Consider the following 17,690-nt stretch of genomic DNA (forward strand, 5'->3'; position numbering starts at 1 on the left):
CAATAAAATGATTTTCAATTGTGAAATAACTTGTTAAATTATTCACGTGTTTTACACATTAAGTTACTTTTTATTAAAAGGAAGTTCATTTTCTTTTAATAATTATTTGTTAAGCCGCATTTTCGGTTAGCCTAGGAAACATTGATGCGGGTATGTAAGCCCAAATTTACAACGATGTAGTGCAAGCTTGCAAGGACGTAGAAAAAACAATTGAGGAGTCTCCAATGAGTCATCGTACGGTGAATGGTAAGAATTTTATGAAAGGTGGTATTGCGGTCGCAGTACTGGCTGCAATGATGGGAACTGCTCATGCAGCGACTGCCGAGCAAACTGAAATTCAAAAATTGCGTCAAGAAGTTGAAGCGTTGAAAGCATTGATTCAACAGCAACAAGTTCAACAACAACAAGTGCAGCAACAGGTACAGCAACAACAGGTTTACTTGCAGCAAGTACCTGCACAGACTGCGGCAGCCAAGCCTCAGTCGGTCTTGAGCGAGTTAAAATCCAAAGCGGGTGCTAGTGTCAAACTTTACGGTTCGGTTCGTTTGGACTCTGAATACCAATTTAAAGGTGGCGATGGTATTTATAACCGTATCAACACGGTGGATCTTAATGGCGTGGCACAGAATGGTGTGCTTAACCCCAATAAAGACCGTTTCTATAGCAACGTCGGTGCTTCCCGTATTGGTTTAGATTTTGTTGCACCAGTAAACGGTGCGGATGTTGGCGGTAAAATTGAGTTAGATTTCCGCGGTGGTTCAAATGGCGATACCGTTCGTATTCGTCATGCTTACTTGACCTATAATAACTGGCTCTTGGGTCAAACCACATCATCTTTCTTGTCTTTAGATACACAGCCTGAAATGCTAGATTTTGGTTCTCCATTAGGTGCAGGGGTTTACCGTACACCCATGGTTCGTTATAGCCAAAAACTTGCTGACAAAACACAAGCATTTGTCGGTCTAGAACAAGGTCGTAGTGCCAACCGTTTACCAACGGCAACGGCAAAAATTTCACATAGCTTTGCCGATGACAAAGCTTTAGTGACGGGTCGTGTTTTGGCACAAGAAACTCGTGCACGTTTAGTGGATGGTGCAGGTCGTGAATATAACGATCAAAATAAATTTAGTTGGGGTGTCGGGGTAGGCGCCAAATATAAATTTAATGATCAACTTACATTGACTGCCGACTATACGCATCTAACAGGTGATGACAAATACTTATTGTATAGTGATCAAGCCTATGATGTAGACAACAATGGTCGCGGTATTTCATTGATTGATCAAGACGCAGTATCTGTTGGCTTGGGTTATAAAATCAATGAAAAATGGCGTACCAATATTGCTTATGGCGCATTGTTCTATGATGGCGTAGAAAAATCTACAGCCAATCGTGCGGCACACAAAAATGATCAATTACAACAAGGTTGGATTAACGTGTTCTATAACCCCGTTAAACCAATTACCTTGGGTGCTGAATACATTTATGGTGAGCGCGAAACCATTGATGACCGTATCGGTCGTGATAGCCGTATTGGTGTAATGGCGAAATACGATTTCTAATTCGTGTAATCTCTGACATCAAATGCATTCGGGTCGTGGGCAAGTCATTGCCCACGACCCGTGCTTTAACCACATAGTGCATGTATTTCCCTCATCTTTAGTCCAGCATTCATCTCTAGCCCACCACTTATCCCTAGTCGATGCATGCTTCGTTTCTTCATCCCGCATTTATTCAGCTAGCGCATCTTTATGACAATTTAAATAAAAATTACAACAATGCATCGTGAACTATGTTTATATCTATGCTGTTGTTTTTAAGTGAAGATGTTAGACCTATGCAATGGCTTAAAGTTGGATTGTTCTGCAGTATATTTGCTTTGGGTGCTTGTCAGACAGTGGCGCCCACAAAACAACAGCGCCCGCAATTACCTGATGCAACAGAAAATCGCAATTTAGCCGAAAAGCGTATTCAACAAAAACAAAATAAACCGATCATTGCTTTGGTTTTAGGCAGTGGGGGAGCACGTGGCTATGCGCATATAGGGGTAATCCAAGTCTTAGAACAAGCCGGAATTAAACCAGATTTTATTGTGGGCAGCAGTGCCGGAAGTATAGTCGGGTCTATTTATGCGAGTGGTAAAAACTCCAAACAACTCGAACAAATTGCCTTAGACATGAAAGCGGCCGATGTGCGTGATATTAAAGTCGGCTTAAAAGGTTTCTTTGATGGTCAAAAAGTTGAAGATTATGTCAATAAACAAGTCAATGCACAGACTTTAGAGCATTTGCGTATTCCGATGTATGTGGTTGCAACAGAGCTGAAAGAAGGTAAGCGCGTTGTGTTTAATAGTGGCAATACTGGACAAGCCGTGCGTGCATCGATTGCAATTCCCAGTATGTTTATCCCGACTAAAATTGCAGATAAAGAATATGTTGATGGGGGCTTAGTGAGTCCGGTACCTGTCAATGTTGCACGGCAGCTCGGCGCAGATATTGTGATTGCTGTTGATATCTTGGCACAGCCTGTCAATACACAGACCAGTAATATGTGGGGTTTGTTCAATCAAAATATTAATATTATGCAGAGTCAATTGGCAGAACAAGAGCTAGGCAAAGCAGATATTGTCATTCAACCCGATTTACAGTCTAAAACACACATTTTTGATGTGTCTATGCGACAAGAAACCATTGAAGCAGGGCATCAGGCGGCACAATTAAAATTAAAACAATTACAGCATCTGGCTGAACAGCAGCAGGTACAAGCCATCAGCCCTTAAGCTTTCCTTATCGACTTTATCCATTTACCCAATAGCAGGGTGTAATGGGTGCTATCCTGAGCTTTAACTGAAAATTATGCTTCGCATTGTGCGTCATCTCACTCAGAATTGGTTAAACTTAGTTTGTTCTAACATTTATGGATGAATTATGACTCAGCTCGATAAAATGGTTGCCATTGCGGATGACCAGTCTGAATTGACCATGTCGCTATTGATGACACCAGAAATGGCAAATTTTTCAGGCAACGTGCACGGTGGAACCATTTTAAAACTATTAGACCAAGTCGCTTATGCCTGTGCCAGCCGCTATTCAGGCAGCTACGTGGTCACGCTGTCTGTCGATAAAGTTACCTTTAAAGAGCCTATTCATGTTGGGGAAATGGTTAGCTTTTTAGCCAGTGTCAATCATGTTGGGCGGACCTCGATGGAAATCGGGATTCGTGTTGAAGCACAGAATATTCAAAAGCGTACGGTACGACATACCAATAGCTGCTATTTCACCATGGTTGCAGTGGATGAACAGGGTAAGCCAACGGTAGTACCTGAGTTAAATTTGGATAATGACTGGAAGCGTTGTCGTTTTGAAGCGGCAGAGCAACGTAAGATCAATCGTTTAAAAGAGTATCATCAACCCTCTTGTAGTATTTATAAACATGAGACCTCATCTTAAACTTGATGACGTGAGATTATTCTTGTGGTGAGGCTGAGTTTTTAAGGTCTAATCATGCTGGAGTTTAATCTAAATCGATGATCGCAAATAAACAAAAGGCTAAACTCTGGAGGGTTTAGCCTTTTGTTTGGGTATTCGGTATTAAGGTGTAATACCTTGATTATTGCTCAGATTGAATCGCAGGATCTGCACTGTCATCTTCAGCAGCGCTTTCTGGCGCAGGAATAGCAGCAGATGGTTGAACAGCAGTTGCTTCAGCGTTGTTGTCTTGTGCAGTGGTCTCAGTTGCAACAGTTGCGTTGTCTGCAGGTGCAGCAGCTAATGCTTCATCTTCAGTCGCAGCAAAAGTGCTCATTGCACTTAAAAGAACAGTAGTGGCAAGTAGGGTTTTAACTAATTTCATAATGGCATCCTTATGTATTTCTATAACGTTTCTAAAACAACGAAGAGAAGTATTTAAAATAAACCTCTCATCGACTTGATCTTGTGATGTGGCTTTGCAGCAAGTAAAGCCGTACGATCAAGAAGAAAATTTATGCTAACGTTGCTCAGGATATGCGACAAGGTTAGCAACAAAGCGAAACACTCACATTTACAAAAGTAAACAAACAAGCTTGTTTTGTTGTTTTTGTGTGAAATAATCTGGATGAGCGCCCAATTAAATGTATTTAAATATGTTTGTGTGCGCAAAAAAACAGCTAGTTTTTTACCAAATGGTAACAACATGGCATATATTGCGAAAATGGCATAATTGAAGTTTTAAATCAAAAACAAGATGTTAACTTGTTAATTTAATTATAATTGTGATTTATATCACTAAATTTATATTTTTCGAGGAGTAACCTATGGGAAAGCACTTCTTTATGCCAAAGCTACTGCGACTATTTTGTCGGATATATTGGTTAGGAGGAATAGAAGAAAACGGACTATTTTTCAATGCTGCTTGCAAATAAAGTCTGTTGTGCAATTCAAAACTCAGCAAGTTGATGGATTATATGGCGCAATTGGCTTGGTCGGTTGGAGAGGGCTGTTCGTGGAGCTGAAGATGATCACCATCTGATACTGGTTTGCAGCTCAGTAACTGGTTTTGTTGTTTTGATTACTTGGCATGATCACTGAAAATATAAACTGCATCATTGTCTTAAATCACTTATGCTTAGCGCCAAGATTGAGGATGAATTTATGGCACTAAAAGCAACCATTTATAAAGTAAATTTAAATATCGCAGAGATGGATCAGCATCAGTATGCCGATTATGCATTGACGGTAGCATTACATCCATCGGAAACCTTAGAACGTATGATGATCCGTATTTTGGCTTTTGCCCGTTATGCCGCGGAGGATTTACAATTTACACAGGATTTATTTGAAAGCAATGAACCCGCTTTGTGGCAAAAAGACTTGACGGGTCAGTGTCTCAAATGGATTGAAGTCGGTTGCCCAGATGAAGACAAAATTAAGAAAGCCAGCGCCCGCTGTGAACAAGTTGCTATTATATGCTATGGCAATGCGGTTGAAACTTGGTATCAAAAAAACAGTAAATTGAAAAGCTTACGTAATGTTGAAATTTGGCAACTGGCATCGAGTACCGTTGCACAATTAGAAGCTTTGGTACAACGCAGTATGCAGTTACAGCTCAATACCTTAGATGGTAGCTGTCATTTGCTCAGTGATGATGGTGAAGTTGAAGTCCATTGGACCCAACTACAATAAGACTTCGCTATAATAACGCTACAATAAAAGGTATACGTCAAAGCTAAAGATGCAATAAAAGGTAACTGATATGTCAGCACAATTGGAAATAATAGATTTAAAAGTTGGTGAAGGTAAAGAAGCCGTCAAAGGTGCTTTGATTACCACGCATTATACTGGGTGGTTAGAAGACGGAACCAAATTTGATAGCTCGCTTGACCGGGGGCAATACTTTGAATGTGTAATCGGAACAGGTCGCGTGATCAAAGGCTGGGATCAAGGCATCATCGGGATGAAAGTGGGTGCTAAGCGTAAGTTAATCGTTCCTGCACATTTGGCTTATGGTGAGCGTAAAATTGGCAATATTATTCCAGCCAATGCCAATTTGGTATTTGAAATAGAATTATTTGATGTCAAAACCAGAGATTAACTCATTGTATAAGATGACATGCTAGAGCAAAGCTTATGCTCGCTATAGTTGAGCGGTAGTTCATGCTACCGCTTTTTAATTTTGCTTATTTTATAATAGGTTTATTTAAAATTTTATGGTGGTTATTGATTTAGTTTTAAACGGTTAAGGGGTGTGCCTCGATTGCTGCATCTACTGTGCTGATGGCTTTACTGTGTGCTGGCGTTGTTGCACTTTCAAGTAAAATAATTTGCCCCTGCGCATCATGGTGTAGGGTTAAAATTTTTTGTTGACGCGCCTGCGCCAGACTATGGTGGTTGAGATGAAAATGTTGTGCTGTGGCATTTAAAGATAAATGCTGTGCCGATGCTCGTGGATGGCGTGCACTTAAACTGCGCCATAAACATAGGGAAATTGCACAAGCGATTAAAGCCACAAAACCATTTTCAACAACAAGAAAAAAAGAATTAAAAAATTTGGCGATTAATTCTGGTTTATGAACCCCCAGAAAACCGAACAACAGCATGATGGGACGCCACAACAATAACCAAATCAGCCACAGCATTGCCGTCGAGGTGGTGGATGCATAACGACGATGCCATGGCAATTGCTTACGGATGTCGATAATTAAAGCATTGCTATTCATGAATATACTCCTGCATGACATTATATCGCTAATCTTTTCTAAAACCACGGTCGGGGCTGGTCCAACGCGCACGTTGTTGCTGGCTACGAGCTAAGGCTTTAGGAAAGGCGATAATGGTGGCAGAAACAGTAATTAGCCAAAAAACAAAAGGATACCAAATCATCCAATAATAATTTTTGGCAAGATTTGGTTCATAACGGCTGTCCATCCATTTACTGAGTGCAAACTGAATTAAACAAGTTGCACCAAGTAGGATGCCCATACCTGTTGGAATGAGGGGAGAAGACAAATTGTATAGACTGAGCGTGGGTATAAACCAGTGCAATAACCACAGTACAGTCGTGAATAACATTAAATAAGACCACATGAGGGTGAGGCATAATTCAATCAAGAGTGGCCATAAAAAATTAAGTTTAGGCTTAAATAAAATATCGATATTTTGAATCAGTACTTGTGCTCCGCCCATGGCCCATCTTAGTCTTTGTTTCCATAAACCTTTTAAGGTCTCGGGCATGAGAATCCAGACCAAAGCATTCGGTTCAAACTGGATATTCCAGCCAGCGCGTTGGAGCTTCCAAGTGATATCAATGTCTTCAGTTAACATATTGGGAGACCAGTAGCCGACTTGATGAATGGCGCTTTTACGGAAAATAGTAATCACCCCAGAAACCGTAAAAAGTCGACCAAAACTACGTTGAGCACGTTTGATCATTCCAACAATAGATGAAAACTCACCAACTTGAATACGCCCCAATAAGGTGGAACGGTTACGAATGCGGGGGTTGCCTGTGACCGCAGCAATATTGGGGTCTTTAAAATGTCGTAACATCCAGCGTGCCGCATGTGGGTCAAGTAGGGCATCCCCATCGATGCCCAATAAAAACTCAGCATCTGTTACTAAACTACCCGCTTGTAATGCCATTGCCTTACCTTGGTTTTCAGCCAGATGCACGACTCTTAAACGTGTGTGGCGTGCTGCAAGCGTATTTAGGACCTGTCCGGTATGATCACGGCTACCATCATTGATGGCAATGACCTCAAAATTTGGATAATCCAATTTTAAGGCATGGCTAATGGTTTCTTCAGCATTATCACCTTCATTAAAGCAGGGGATCAGCACTGCAATGAGCGGATAATCGCTGAGCGCAGGCGGTGTCTGATAGCTCGGTTCACGCCGTTCCCGCCAATAAAAAATCAGTGCGCCGATCATCCATAAATAAGACATAAATAATGGATAATAAAAAATAAAGTTCAGAACCGATTGCCAAAGCTTATGTGTAAGCATCATGGTGTGGCCTATGGAATTAAGCGTGAAGGCTGCTGATCAAATATTTTACGCATAATTGCTGGATCTGGATGATCTTGAATCGGATCATCGGGATAGTAGCCGACATGTAATACGCCTTGTTGATAAAGGGATTGTATGGTACGCGATAATTCAGCTGATGGAAGCTTTTCATTATTACGCCAGTTGGTGGCTTGTAATTCAAAGACTGTTTTTTTCAAGCCCGCTGGATATTGTTTAAGACGCGTAACCATGTCTTGGTAAAACTGATCATGATCCTTGGCTTGCTCCATATAAGGCATGGCCATGATCGCGGTAAAGTCATATTTTTTGAGTGATTCTTCTAAGGATTGTGCATACCAATTTTCGGCATAAGCCGACAAGGCGACTTGGGCATAGAGGTTACGTGCTGTGAGTAAGAACGGTTGGTATTGGCGAACTTCAGCCGCGAGCTCCATTGCAAAGTTATCAATGGTCTTGGTTTTGAGTGCAGTCCACTGTTGTAACAGGGCTTCATCTTGGCGAATAGCGGCAAGATCTGTGCCTAGACCTTGTTGGGCATAGACCTTTAATGCCTCTGGGCTGGCATCTTCATAGTCAGATAAAGTGGCATCATCATGAAAAAGAATGCCATTAAAACTGGCAGACTTTGCTAGGTCTTGATAAATGCCGCGAATGGTTTGACGTGCAGTGGCGGAAAAAGGGCTAAGACGAATATATCCCATATTGAGGTGATCGCCTTGCTGGCTATTTTCTGTGAGTACCCGTTGCTGTGCTACGGGATTGTCTGCTGGGAGTTCCCATGCCAAAAGTGGCATCCATGCATAGATACGTGAAACTTGTGTTCGTGTTTGAATTTGCCAAGCGACTCGGTTAAAGAGATCAGCACGCATCGGTACAAAGCGATTCGGGAAATACACCATATCGGCAGAACCATTGGCATCAGGATCGGAAAAGGCTTGCAAATAAATGGTATTTACATTCATTGCGCGGATACGATCAAGTAAATGTCCTAAATTGCGTTCCTGCTGGGTGGGGTCTGGATCATAAATATAGTCTAAATCGACATGCATGATTTTTTGTGGGCGATTATTGTCGCTTAGATTCATTTGGCGATTTTGAATTTCTTGTGCCAAATCATCTGTGCTCATGCCACCTTCGATTAGAATTCGATTTAATTGTCCCAGTGATTTGTGGATATGATCGGGACCATCGTCCAGACTAATGGTAATGGGCATACCCAATTTTTGTGCAATAGCGATAGTTTTCATATTATAGCGACCATAAGGCCAGACCATAACGCGTGGTGAGCGGATGCCGTGAGCAGTTAAAATTTGATTGTTTTGTTTGAGATCTTGATAAATACGTTTTTCATAATGGCTATCGGATTCATATTTTTCCGTGTGTGGATCATATAATCGTGTGGTTGCCGCAGGCTCTGAATTGCCCTGTGGATTGCCGATGATGCCACGGTGTAAGTCATAGCTATGACTGCCAATTTCAATTAAACCACTGTCTTGCATAGTTTTTAGTTCTTGCCAGCTGAGCAATTGGCGGCGTGGTATATGACTATCACCAAAATTGACCATTTGTGTTGCATTGGGTTTAAGCCATGAACCGACCACTGAGACTAGTGCTGGAATTTTTCGTTTTTTTAAGATGGGAAAAGCATTTTGATAAAAAGATTGATAGCCATCATCAAAAGTCAGCAGTACTGGTTTCGTGGGTAGGCTAATCTTAGCGGCATTGGCTTGAATGAGCTGATCGACGCTAATAAAGTGGTAGCCATTTTTTTGGAGCCAATCGAGGTGCAGTTCAAACTGTTGTTGGCTAACTGCATAATCGGCAATGAGGGCCTGTGCTGGTGGGCTGATCTCGTGATAGCCAATAATGGTCAAGGTATTTAAGTCTATTGCTGAAGGTGTTGTTTCTGTAGGCGTTTCAGCCCATAGCATGTTGCTGATACTCTGTAGCATCAACATGCAAGCAACACATAGGTTGCGCAATAATAATGTTTGATTAAACATAGCTAATTTCTCTAGAACCTAAATATTGCCATCCGCGTTGGCATCGCCCATGCATGAAATATTGCATGTTGTTTGAACATCCTGACCAATAAAGCATGACCATCATGGTCGATACCAAGATAATCTATCCAACAAAACTGAAAATTTGCTTAAAAATTGCAAAACTTAAAAATGATGCAAGTTAAAAAACAAAGTTTAAAAGCAAAGTTCAAAAGCAAAGTTCAAAAGCATAACAGCCAAAAATAATGTGCTTTGTATTGCTGCTGGCATCATTATTGGGGAGTGCACCAGATGATGCAGGCATATACACGGCAAAACGACATGCGAAAAAGCTACATGCGAAAAAATGACATACCAAAAAACCACATGCCAAAAAACAGTGCAGTATAACGGAAAGCCCAGTGCTGCAAGATGTAGATGATAGGTTGATTTTATCGTGCTTGGGTCATATTGTTAAGTTTTAGTTTAGGATTGGCTGGCAAACAAGTATTAAAAAAGAACTATAAGTTTTTATGATGTCTATGCGAGGCATAATTGAGTTACAATTTGTTTTAAATATGAAAAACCATATGCTATGTACTGAATTGTCATATAAAAATAGCATGGTCGTTTGCTTCGATCGATAACCTGATAAATGATAACAATTGATTAAATGATGCATTGGTGAATTATGGGACTTGTAGAAATCATTATAGCTGCTGCGCTAATGATTGGGCTCGGATATAAACTGCTGATGCTGCTTCGTCATCATACAGCGAGCTTGCCTTTTGTTAAAATTTTAAGCCTGCAAAAAGTTGTAGCTGAGCCAGTCCATGTTGATGCGAGCCAACAACGTGAATTACAAGAACTCGACCATGCTTTTAATCAAATTCTATTTGATCAAGTGGCGGCATTATTATTTGAACAGCAACTACACATGCGCATACGAACCCAGGCAGATCAGATTCAAGTCTATTTTCTCAATAAAATGCCTGCTGCCGCACTGAGTTATATTCAAGATAAAGAGCTGGGGGAATGGAGTATTTATTGGAGTTACCAACAGCAATCATTGGAATATTATGTTGGACGTTATGGGGTTTTCTATGTGCATATCGATCGCTTTAATCTAGAGCATATGGTACAGCATTAATTTTTTTTTAAATTTTGTCTTTGAAGCTCAGTTTATAGCGTATCTCGCTCGCTAAGTTCGCATCCAGTATAAAAATACAGCATCGCATCGCGTGACAAAAAAAATGTCTTTAATATCACTTAAAAACCATATTAATGTTATGTTATAACATTTCATTTTAATGGTTAAAAATTTTAAGATGTTTAAAAAAGGGGTAAGTATGCGTTATTCGGGGCTCATGTTATTGGTGCTTCTCGCGATACGCGGTCAATATGCCAATGCACAAACAGATGTGCAGCAACAAGTTGTATTGTTGGCACAAAATAAGCCGCAGGATGGGGAGATTATTCCCTTAAAAACATTGTCTTATTATGCATCTACAGTGGATACCGATCTGCTACAAAGCGGGCTGGTCCATGTCGAACCGAAGCGTATTGCAACCGCCAATAGCTTGGGTGAAGCATTGGCACATGTTTCTGGAATACAAAGTAGTGCCTTTGGACCCAATGCTGGGGCGCCGATTATTCGTAGTTTAAGCGGGCATCGGGTTAGTATTTTAGAGAATGGTCAATCCGTGAATGCGATGAATGCTTTTAGTGGGAATGTGAATATTCCTTTTGAGCCATTATTTAGTCGCTCTATTGCGGTCAATAAATCGGCAGATGTTGTGCGTTATGGCGGAGCCGCGATTGGTGGGCGAGTCGATATCGATACTGGTTTGATTTCCAGATCTTTAGAGCATGAAGATCATCGTTTGGATGTGGTCTTTAAAAAAGGTTTTAATGATTTTGATGCCAAGGGCTTTAAGTTAAATATCAATAATCAAAAAAACTTTTCGACCAATGTACAGTATTCTAACCAGCATATTTCTTCGTATAAGATACCTGGCAATAGTAAAGCCGCTGTGTGTGACACACTTATTTTCCCTACCGGTGGTGGTGTGAACAGTGCTTTGGCAGATGCTTGTCAACGCGATGCCAGAATAAATCAGCTGTTTAATAAAGCCAGTCCAAAGTATTTAAACCAATATGTACTGGATGATATTGCTGCCAATCCAGAACATTTTTATGATTATTATGATGGTTTAGAATCACTCAAATATACCGATCAGGCCAGCTCACAGTATTTTGTTAATGGTCGACTGGAGACTTTTCATAATCCTGAAAATCCAGATTATGTCGAGGGCAGTGAAAAATATCGCACAGAATATATTAAGCGAGATGTCACTCCGAATTACAGCAAAAAACTTGAAAATAGCTATATGGAAAATAAAAACCTTGCAATTGGTTCGAGTTATTTTTTTGATCAAGGTTATATTGGGATAAGTTTAGACCACAAACAAAGTGATTATGGCGTACCGGGTTTTTCGATGGAAAATAAATCATTCCAAAGCAACTACACCGATATGCTGCCGGTCGGTGTCAAAATAAAGCAAAACAAACTGACCTTAGAATCGGTCATTGAACAACCCTTGCCTTTTCTAGAACAGCTCAGTTTCAAAGCCTCACAATTGGATAATCGTTCTGGTGAATATTTAGGGCGACGCGAGGCCAATCATTATCATTTTAAACAAAACGCTATAGAGCTGGCGATCAAACATCAGCCATTACAGCATTTAGTCGGTGAGCTAGGGCTAAACTATGCTTTACGTGATGTGCGTGGTACGGGACCTCAGCGTTATTTACCCAATGTTAAGACCGAAAATCAAGCGTTTTTTATCACTGAAAAATTAGACTTTTCACGGTGGTCGGTCGATGCGGGTTATCGGGTTGAGCAGCTTATGCATCGTGTCAATGATGATACTTTTCAACTGGCGCGTAATGCGAGTAATCGGCAATTAGAAGATCAAAAATTTGATTTAAATAGTTATTTTATTGGCGGTCAAGTGCGAGTCACTGACCATTGGGGGCTGCAACTCAAATACAGCTATTCACAGCGTGCGCCTGAAATCAATGAGTTATATGCCAGTAATCCGCATTATTCGATTATGACCCAAGAAGAAGGCAATCAACAGCTGCGTAAAGAAGTCGCCAAAAGTTTAGAGTTAAGCAGTAGTATAGATTGGCGCGGAACAGCTCTTCGTACCACGCTGTATCGGATGAAGTTTGATGATTATTTGTTTCTAAGCCATTCGGGGGCGGCTATGGCGAATCGTTTACCGTTGAAATATTGGCAGCAAACAGATACGCAAATTGATGGTTTTGAAGTCGATTTAAGTCATCAGCTGGCATTGCAAGGTTATGGAGATCTGACTTTTTCAGTCTTTGCCGATTGGGTTAAAAATAAGGCGACTGATCCGAGTGTTATCCGCTTAGCCAATGATGGGGTGTATTTGCCCAATATGCCGACCAATCGCTATGGGCTCAGCTTAGAATGGCAAAAAGATACTTGGCAAGCTCGCTGGTCAACGGTGTATTACGATAAAGCTGAATATTTAGGGAAGAATGTCAGTTCTGAGGTGGCATTACCAGCCTACAGTCTCATGGATGCATCGCTGAGTAAAAAAATGGTATTAAAAAATGCTGTCTTTGATCTGTTTATTCAAGCGTCTAATTTACTAAATCAAGAAGCGCGCCCGCATCAGTCACCGCTGAAATACATTGCACCTTTACCCGGACGTGCATTTCAGATCGGTGTGCAATTTACCTTGTAGTGGAGCGTGATAATCTTTTGGAGCTGAGTCAAGAGAGCTGAGTCAAGAGCGCTAAGCCAAGAGAGCTAAGTCTGCAAGAGCTGAGTCAAAAGAGAGATACCGTCGTGGTTCGCTCTGACTCAGCAGATATTGCCGTGGGCTTAGCGCTGCTGCTGTGCTGCGCAGAGAATTTGAATGGCATCATCAATTTTCTTTAAGCGTTTGATTTGCGTCCATAAAGCCTGTGCTTCGGGATAGTGTTTTGACATCATCCCAAGCCATTGTTTATATCTGCCCAGCATGGCGATTTCGGTTTTGCTTGGACCACGTATAAAGCGAATTTGTAGATCTAGTAGTTCTGCCCAGCTCAAACACGCGTGGTCACGGTGTTGGCGGATACAGAGACTGAGGTCCGGGGTGGTCACAGCACCACGACCAAGCATAAGATCCTCACAGCCCGATTGTTGCTGGCAGGTGCGTGCATCTTGGTAGTTCCAGATTTCGCCATTGGCAATCACGTTGATTTTTAAAGCATCTTGAATAGGGCGAAGCTGATCCCAAAATGCGGGCGGTGTATAGCCTTCGGCTTTGGTTCGTGCATGTACAGTGAGCCATGCTGCACCTGCTTCTTCAATGGCATGGGCATTGTCCAAAGTATAGTTGCGATCCATATAGCCTAAGCGCATCTTGGCCGATACGGGAATATGCGCTGGTACAGCTTGTCGTACAGCTTTGACCAGTAGATGTACTACTTCGGGTTCATCTAGCAATATAGAACCACCACGATGACGATTGACAGTTTTGGCTGGGCAGCCAAAGTTTAGATCGATGGCAGGAGCACCAAGTGCCACAGCACGTAAGGCATTGGCAGCGAGCATCTCAGGGTTGTTGCCTAAAAATTGCACATGGACTGGCGTGCCAGCATTGGTTTTGGCGTGCTGGCGTAATTCTGGACAATATTGATAAAAGATATGGTCGGGTAAGACACTGTCTGTGACCCGAATAAACTCAGTCACGCACCAATCAAAACGACCGACATGGGTCAGCACATCACGCATGATGGGATCGGTTAAGCCTTCCATAGGTGCAAGAATGAGTTTCAATGGTGCCTACTCAAAACAAAAAACTGGGTTATACGCATAATGCTGGCATTTGTCTAGTGGGACGTATGCGATTTAGCCCATTGCTTAATTTTCGATGCGACTTAGCGATTTAAAATCAACTGCAATACAAATTTGCTACCAAAAAAGCCCAAGGCGAGGAGTAGAAAACCGGTAATGGTAAAACGGATTGCCTTTTGGCCACGCCAACCAAATTTATAATGCCCGATCAGCAATGCACCATAGACAAACCAAGAAATAATACTAAAGGCGGTTTTGTGTGCCAGATGCTGAGCAAAGAAGTTATCAATGGTAAAGAAGCCACAGGCTAAAGCAACGGTAAGCATGACAAAGCCCGTGATGAGCATATCAAAAAGTAGATTTTCCATGGCTTGGAACGAGGGCAGTAAATTGACCCATATTCGCCGTTTCTGTCTATTTTTTAGCTCACGGTCTTGCAACCATAAAATCACTGCTTGAATGGTTGCCATCAATAGCACTGCATAGGCAGATAAAGATAAAATAATATGAATATCAAGCCAATAAGAATGCTGCTCTACAAATAGATAGGGCTGGCTAAAGGCATAACCTGCAATCAAACCCAGCGCTGCCACAGGAATACCAATCAAGTTCAATGAAATGACTGGGCGGTAGGTGCTATACATTAAACTAAACAGCAGCATTAAAGCTGAAGTAAAGGACAACATATTAAAGACATCATAGTTGAGTCCGACTGGTGTTAACATATCACGGTAAAGCACTCCAGCATGTAAGGCCAGCGCTAAACTCGATAGTAATCCTATAAACCAATGGTTTGGGCTTTGCTTAGCGATCAAATGAGCAAGCAAATACCAAAACGCTGTGCTGTATGCAATGAGTGCTAAAATCGTGTAAACCAAGGGTAGACTAAGACTAATCATGTCAAACCTTTTGCAGGATGATGAAAATTCATGTGTTGTGATATAAATTCCATGTGAACTACAGTATCCTATAGCATCTTATGCATAAAATTTCTATTTTAATGAAAGAATTTTTGCAATTAGCCATTTTAAGCGGATTTTGTAATGTTTGATACCTTAACAGAACGCCTCACGCAAAGTTTAAGAAATGTTACTGGCTCAGGGCAACTGACCGAAGACAATATTAAAGACACCTTAAGAGAAGTGCGTATGGCACTGCTTGAGGCCGATGTTGCCTTAGCTGTTACCCGTGAATTTATCGCCAAAGTTAAGGAAGAAGCATTAGGTCAAGAAGTGATGACCCAGCTTTCTCCAGGGCAAGCTTTCGTTAAAATTGTTCATGATGAACTCACCAAAATGATGGGTGAAGCCAACGAAAGTCTTGATCTTGCTGCAAAACCACCTGTAGTGGTGTTGTTAGCAGGTTTGCAAGGGGCGGGTAAAACCACCACAGCAGCGAAGTTGGCACGTTTCTTAAAAGAGCGTCAAAAGAAAAAAGTCATGACAGTGTCTGCCGACGTTTATCGTCCTGCGGCCATTAAACAGTTACAAACTGTTTCTGAAGAGGTGGGTGCCGAGTTCATCGCCTCTGATGCGTCAGAAAAACCGATTGATATTGTGAATCGTGCCATTGAGCAAGCCAAGATCAAGTTTGCTGATGTCTTGATTGTCGATACTGCAGGTCGTTTGCATATCGATGACGACATGATGGGCGAAATTAAAGAATTGCATGCAGCGATTCATCCGACAGAAACACTATTTGTCGTGGATGCCATGACCGGGCAAGATGCCGCCAATACCGCCAAAGCCTTTAATGATGCCTTGCCATTGACTGGTGTTATTCTCACCAAAACCGATGGGGATGCGCGTGGTGGTGCGGCATTGTCTGTACGCGCCATTACCGGCAAGCCCATTAAATTTTTGGGTATGGGGGAAAAACTCGATGCCCTAGAGCCATTCCATCCTGAACGTGTGGCACAACGGATCTTGGGGATGGGTGACGTTTTATCTTTGGTCGAAGAAGTTGAACGCAAAATCGACAAAGAAAAAGCGGAGAAAATGGCGAAAAAATTGCAGAAGGGCGGTAACTTCAACTTTGAAGACATGCTCATGCAATTTGAACAAATGAATAAAATGGGCGGCATGATGGGCTTTTTAGACAAATTGCCTGGCATGAGCAACAGTGGTATTCAACACGCCATTGAGCAAGCCAACCCAGAGAAGCAAGTGAAAAAGATGGAAGCGATTATTCAGTCGATGACCATCAAAGAACGTCGTAATCCGGAACTGATGAACCCTAGCCGTAAAAAACGTATTGCGGCAGGCTGTGGTATGGATGTTGCTGAGATCAATAAGCTGATTAAACAACATAGCCAAATGGCGAAAATGATGAAAAAATTTGCCAATCCATCTGGCATTGCCAAGATGATGCGTTCATTTGGTGGGCTGCAAAAGCAATTCGGTGGCGGCAGTATGGGACCATTATTTGGCAGTAATGACAAAAAATAGTCCTTTTCTCCCCACAAAAAAACAGGCTCATGGTATTGAGCCTGTTTTTTTGTGGGGGATATGCCCGTCTTATTGCAGGTCAGTCATTATGGCGTGTATTGCTTTCATGCGCGTGCAATACCATACTACGCGTACAATACAGGGTCATCTAGAGATTGGCCAAATAAGACTGCAAACCTTTGAGCAATAAATCGGGCTCAATTTGCGGCTGAAACTGTTGTAGATGGCTGGCAAAGAGTTGTGCATCTCCCCCCGTCAGGATCAACTGTCGCGGTTGCTGCTGTAAAACTTTTTCGACTGTGCTCAATAAGCCAAAGAAGATGCCATGATGCACAGCATCAATGGTATTGCGACCTGGACTCAATTCATGGAAAGCAGCATCTGGAATTTTAATGCCCTTGGTATTTTGAATCAGTGCATCACGCTGTAAATAGAGATTGGGTAAGATATAGCCTCCCAAATGCTGCATACCTTCCGTTAAGTCAATGGTTAGCGCTGTTCCGCAACTGATAATACACAGATTGAGCGGCGGTTGTGCGACGGCCAAGACTTGTAACCAACGGTCGATCCCCAATGCTTGTGGTTGATCATAACCACAACGTAACCCGGCAAATTCATGCTGTACTTGCGCAAAATGTATTGGAATTTGTAATAAAGCCAGAATCTTGGCAATACGTTTATTGTTTTGTGGGTCTTGTACCGAAGAGACTCCGACACAGTCCAGCGCTAAATTTTTAAAGTGTTGAATCAAGCCCAGTAAAAGATCTGCCGGTGATTGCAAATGCAGTTCGGCATCTTGTTCAACAATCATGCCATTTAAGGTAATCCAGTATTTTAATCGCGTATTACCGATATCTAGCCAAAGTTGTTTCAT

At 41.8% G+C, this 17,690-nt stretch carries 14 protein-coding genes and 1 pseudogene; 8 read left to right on the forward strand and 7 right to left on the reverse strand.

All coding sequences use genetic code 11. The features are described 5' to 3' along the window. The first annotated feature begins 224 nt into the window (after positions 1-224). From BFG52_RS02950 to BFG52_RS02960, 3 genes are all read left to right on the forward strand, one after another. On the forward strand, positions 225-1,562 hold the full coding sequence (locus BFG52_RS02950; RefSeq protein WP_067552409.1) for a DcaP family trimeric outer membrane transporter: 1,338 nt from the start codon (positions 225-227) through the stop codon (positions 1,560-1,562). A gap of 275 nt (positions 1,563-1,837) precedes the next feature. Then, positions 1,838-2,779: a patatin-like phospholipase family protein gene (locus BFG52_RS02955; protein ID WP_067559049.1), complete on the forward strand. Its 942-nt coding sequence runs from the start codon at positions 1,838-1,840 to the stop codon at positions 2,777-2,779. Positions 2,780-2,927: 148 nt separating this feature from the next. Further along, positions 2,928-3,449: an acyl-CoA thioesterase gene (locus BFG52_RS02960; protein ID WP_067552412.1), complete on the forward strand. Its 522-nt coding sequence runs from the start codon at positions 2,928-2,930 to the stop codon at positions 3,447-3,449. Between the two features lie 160 nt (positions 3,450-3,609). Here the strand turns inward: BFG52_RS02960 and BFG52_RS02965 are convergent, their stop codons facing one another. Continuing rightward, positions 3,610-3,852 carry a hypothetical protein gene (locus BFG52_RS02965; protein WP_067552415.1) on the reverse strand — a complete coding sequence of 81 codons (243 nt, stop codon included), beginning with the start codon at positions 3,850-3,852 and terminating at the stop codon, positions 3,610-3,612. Positions 3,853-4,631: 779 nt separating this feature from the next. On the opposite strand from BFG52_RS02965, the gene BFG52_RS02970 reads away from it, so the two are divergent. Together BFG52_RS02970 and BFG52_RS02975 are read left to right on the forward strand one after the other, a co-directional pair. Further along, complete coding sequence (locus tag BFG52_RS02970; RefSeq protein ID WP_067552418.1) at positions 4,632-5,162, forward strand: YaeQ family protein; 531 nt, start codon at positions 4,632-4,634, stop codon at positions 5,160-5,162. A 70-nt stretch (positions 5,163-5,232) separates the two neighbouring features. Further along, positions 5,233-5,571 (forward strand): FKBP-type peptidyl-prolyl cis-trans isomerase, encoded by a 339-nt coding sequence (locus BFG52_RS02975; RefSeq protein WP_067552421.1) that lies wholly within the window; start codon positions 5,233-5,235, stop codon positions 5,569-5,571. 214 nt (positions 5,572-5,785) lie between these two features. On the opposite strand, the pseudogene pgaD reads toward BFG52_RS02975, so the two are convergent. The 3 genes and pseudogenes from pgaD to pgaB all read right to left on the reverse strand — a co-directional run. Next, a pseudogene (gene pgaD / locus BFG52_RS02980) lies at positions 5,786-6,196 on the reverse strand (poly-beta-1,6-N-acetyl-D-glucosamine biosynthesis protein PgaD); the annotation flags it as partial. A gap of 28 nt (positions 6,197-6,224) precedes the next feature. After that, complete coding sequence (gene pgaC / locus BFG52_RS02985) at positions 6,225-7,484, reverse strand: poly-beta-1,6-N-acetyl-D-glucosamine synthase (RefSeq protein ID WP_067552427.1); 1,260 nt, start codon at positions 7,482-7,484, stop codon at positions 6,225-6,227. Between the two features lie 8 nt (positions 7,485-7,492). Next, on the reverse strand, positions 7,493-9,508 hold the full coding sequence (gene pgaB, locus BFG52_RS02990) for a poly-beta-1,6-N-acetyl-D-glucosamine N-deacetylase PgaB (protein ID WP_407639232.1): 2,016 nt from the start codon (positions 9,506-9,508) through the stop codon (positions 7,493-7,495). Positions 9,509-10,178: 670 nt separating this feature from the next. Here pgaB and BFG52_RS02995 point away from each other — a divergent pair. Continuing rightward, a complete protein-coding gene (locus BFG52_RS02995) occupies positions 10,179-10,637 on the forward strand; it encodes a hypothetical protein (RefSeq protein ID WP_067552430.1) in 459 nt (152 codons plus the stop codon). A 199-nt stretch (positions 10,638-10,836) separates the two neighbouring features. After that, entirely contained in the window at positions 10,837-13,269 is a 2,433-nt protein-coding gene (locus BFG52_RS03000; protein ID WP_067552433.1) for a TonB-dependent receptor, read from the forward strand. 140 nt (positions 13,270-13,409) lie between these two features. Here the strand turns inward: BFG52_RS03000 and BFG52_RS03005 are convergent, their stop codons facing one another. Next, positions 13,410-14,351, reverse strand: coding sequence for a tRNA dihydrouridine synthase (locus tag BFG52_RS03005; RefSeq protein ID WP_179946358.1), 942 nt, complete (start codon positions 14,349-14,351; stop codon positions 13,410-13,412). A gap of 101 nt (positions 14,352-14,452) precedes the next feature. After that, a complete protein-coding gene (locus tag BFG52_RS03010) occupies positions 14,453-15,268 on the reverse strand; it encodes a cytochrome C assembly family protein (protein ID WP_067552438.1) in 816 nt (271 codons plus the stop codon). A 144-nt stretch (positions 15,269-15,412) separates the two neighbouring features. On the opposite strand from BFG52_RS03010, the gene ffh reads away from it, so the two are divergent. Beyond that, the gene (ffh, locus tag BFG52_RS03015) at positions 15,413-16,816 is read left to right on the forward strand and encodes a signal recognition particle protein (RefSeq protein ID WP_067552441.1); all 1,404 of its coding nucleotides are present in this window, start codon (positions 15,413-15,415) and stop codon (positions 16,814-16,816) included. A gap of 148 nt (positions 16,817-16,964) precedes the next feature. Here ffh and BFG52_RS03020 read toward each other — a convergent pair whose 3' ends face one another. After that, complete coding sequence (locus BFG52_RS03020) at positions 16,965-17,690, reverse strand: type III pantothenate kinase (protein WP_067552443.1); 726 nt, start codon at positions 17,688-17,690, stop codon at positions 16,965-16,967.

The organism is Acinetobacter larvae, assembly GCF_001704115.1.
Taxonomy (GTDB): Bacteria; Pseudomonadota; Gammaproteobacteria; order Pseudomonadales; family Moraxellaceae; genus Acinetobacter; species Acinetobacter larvae.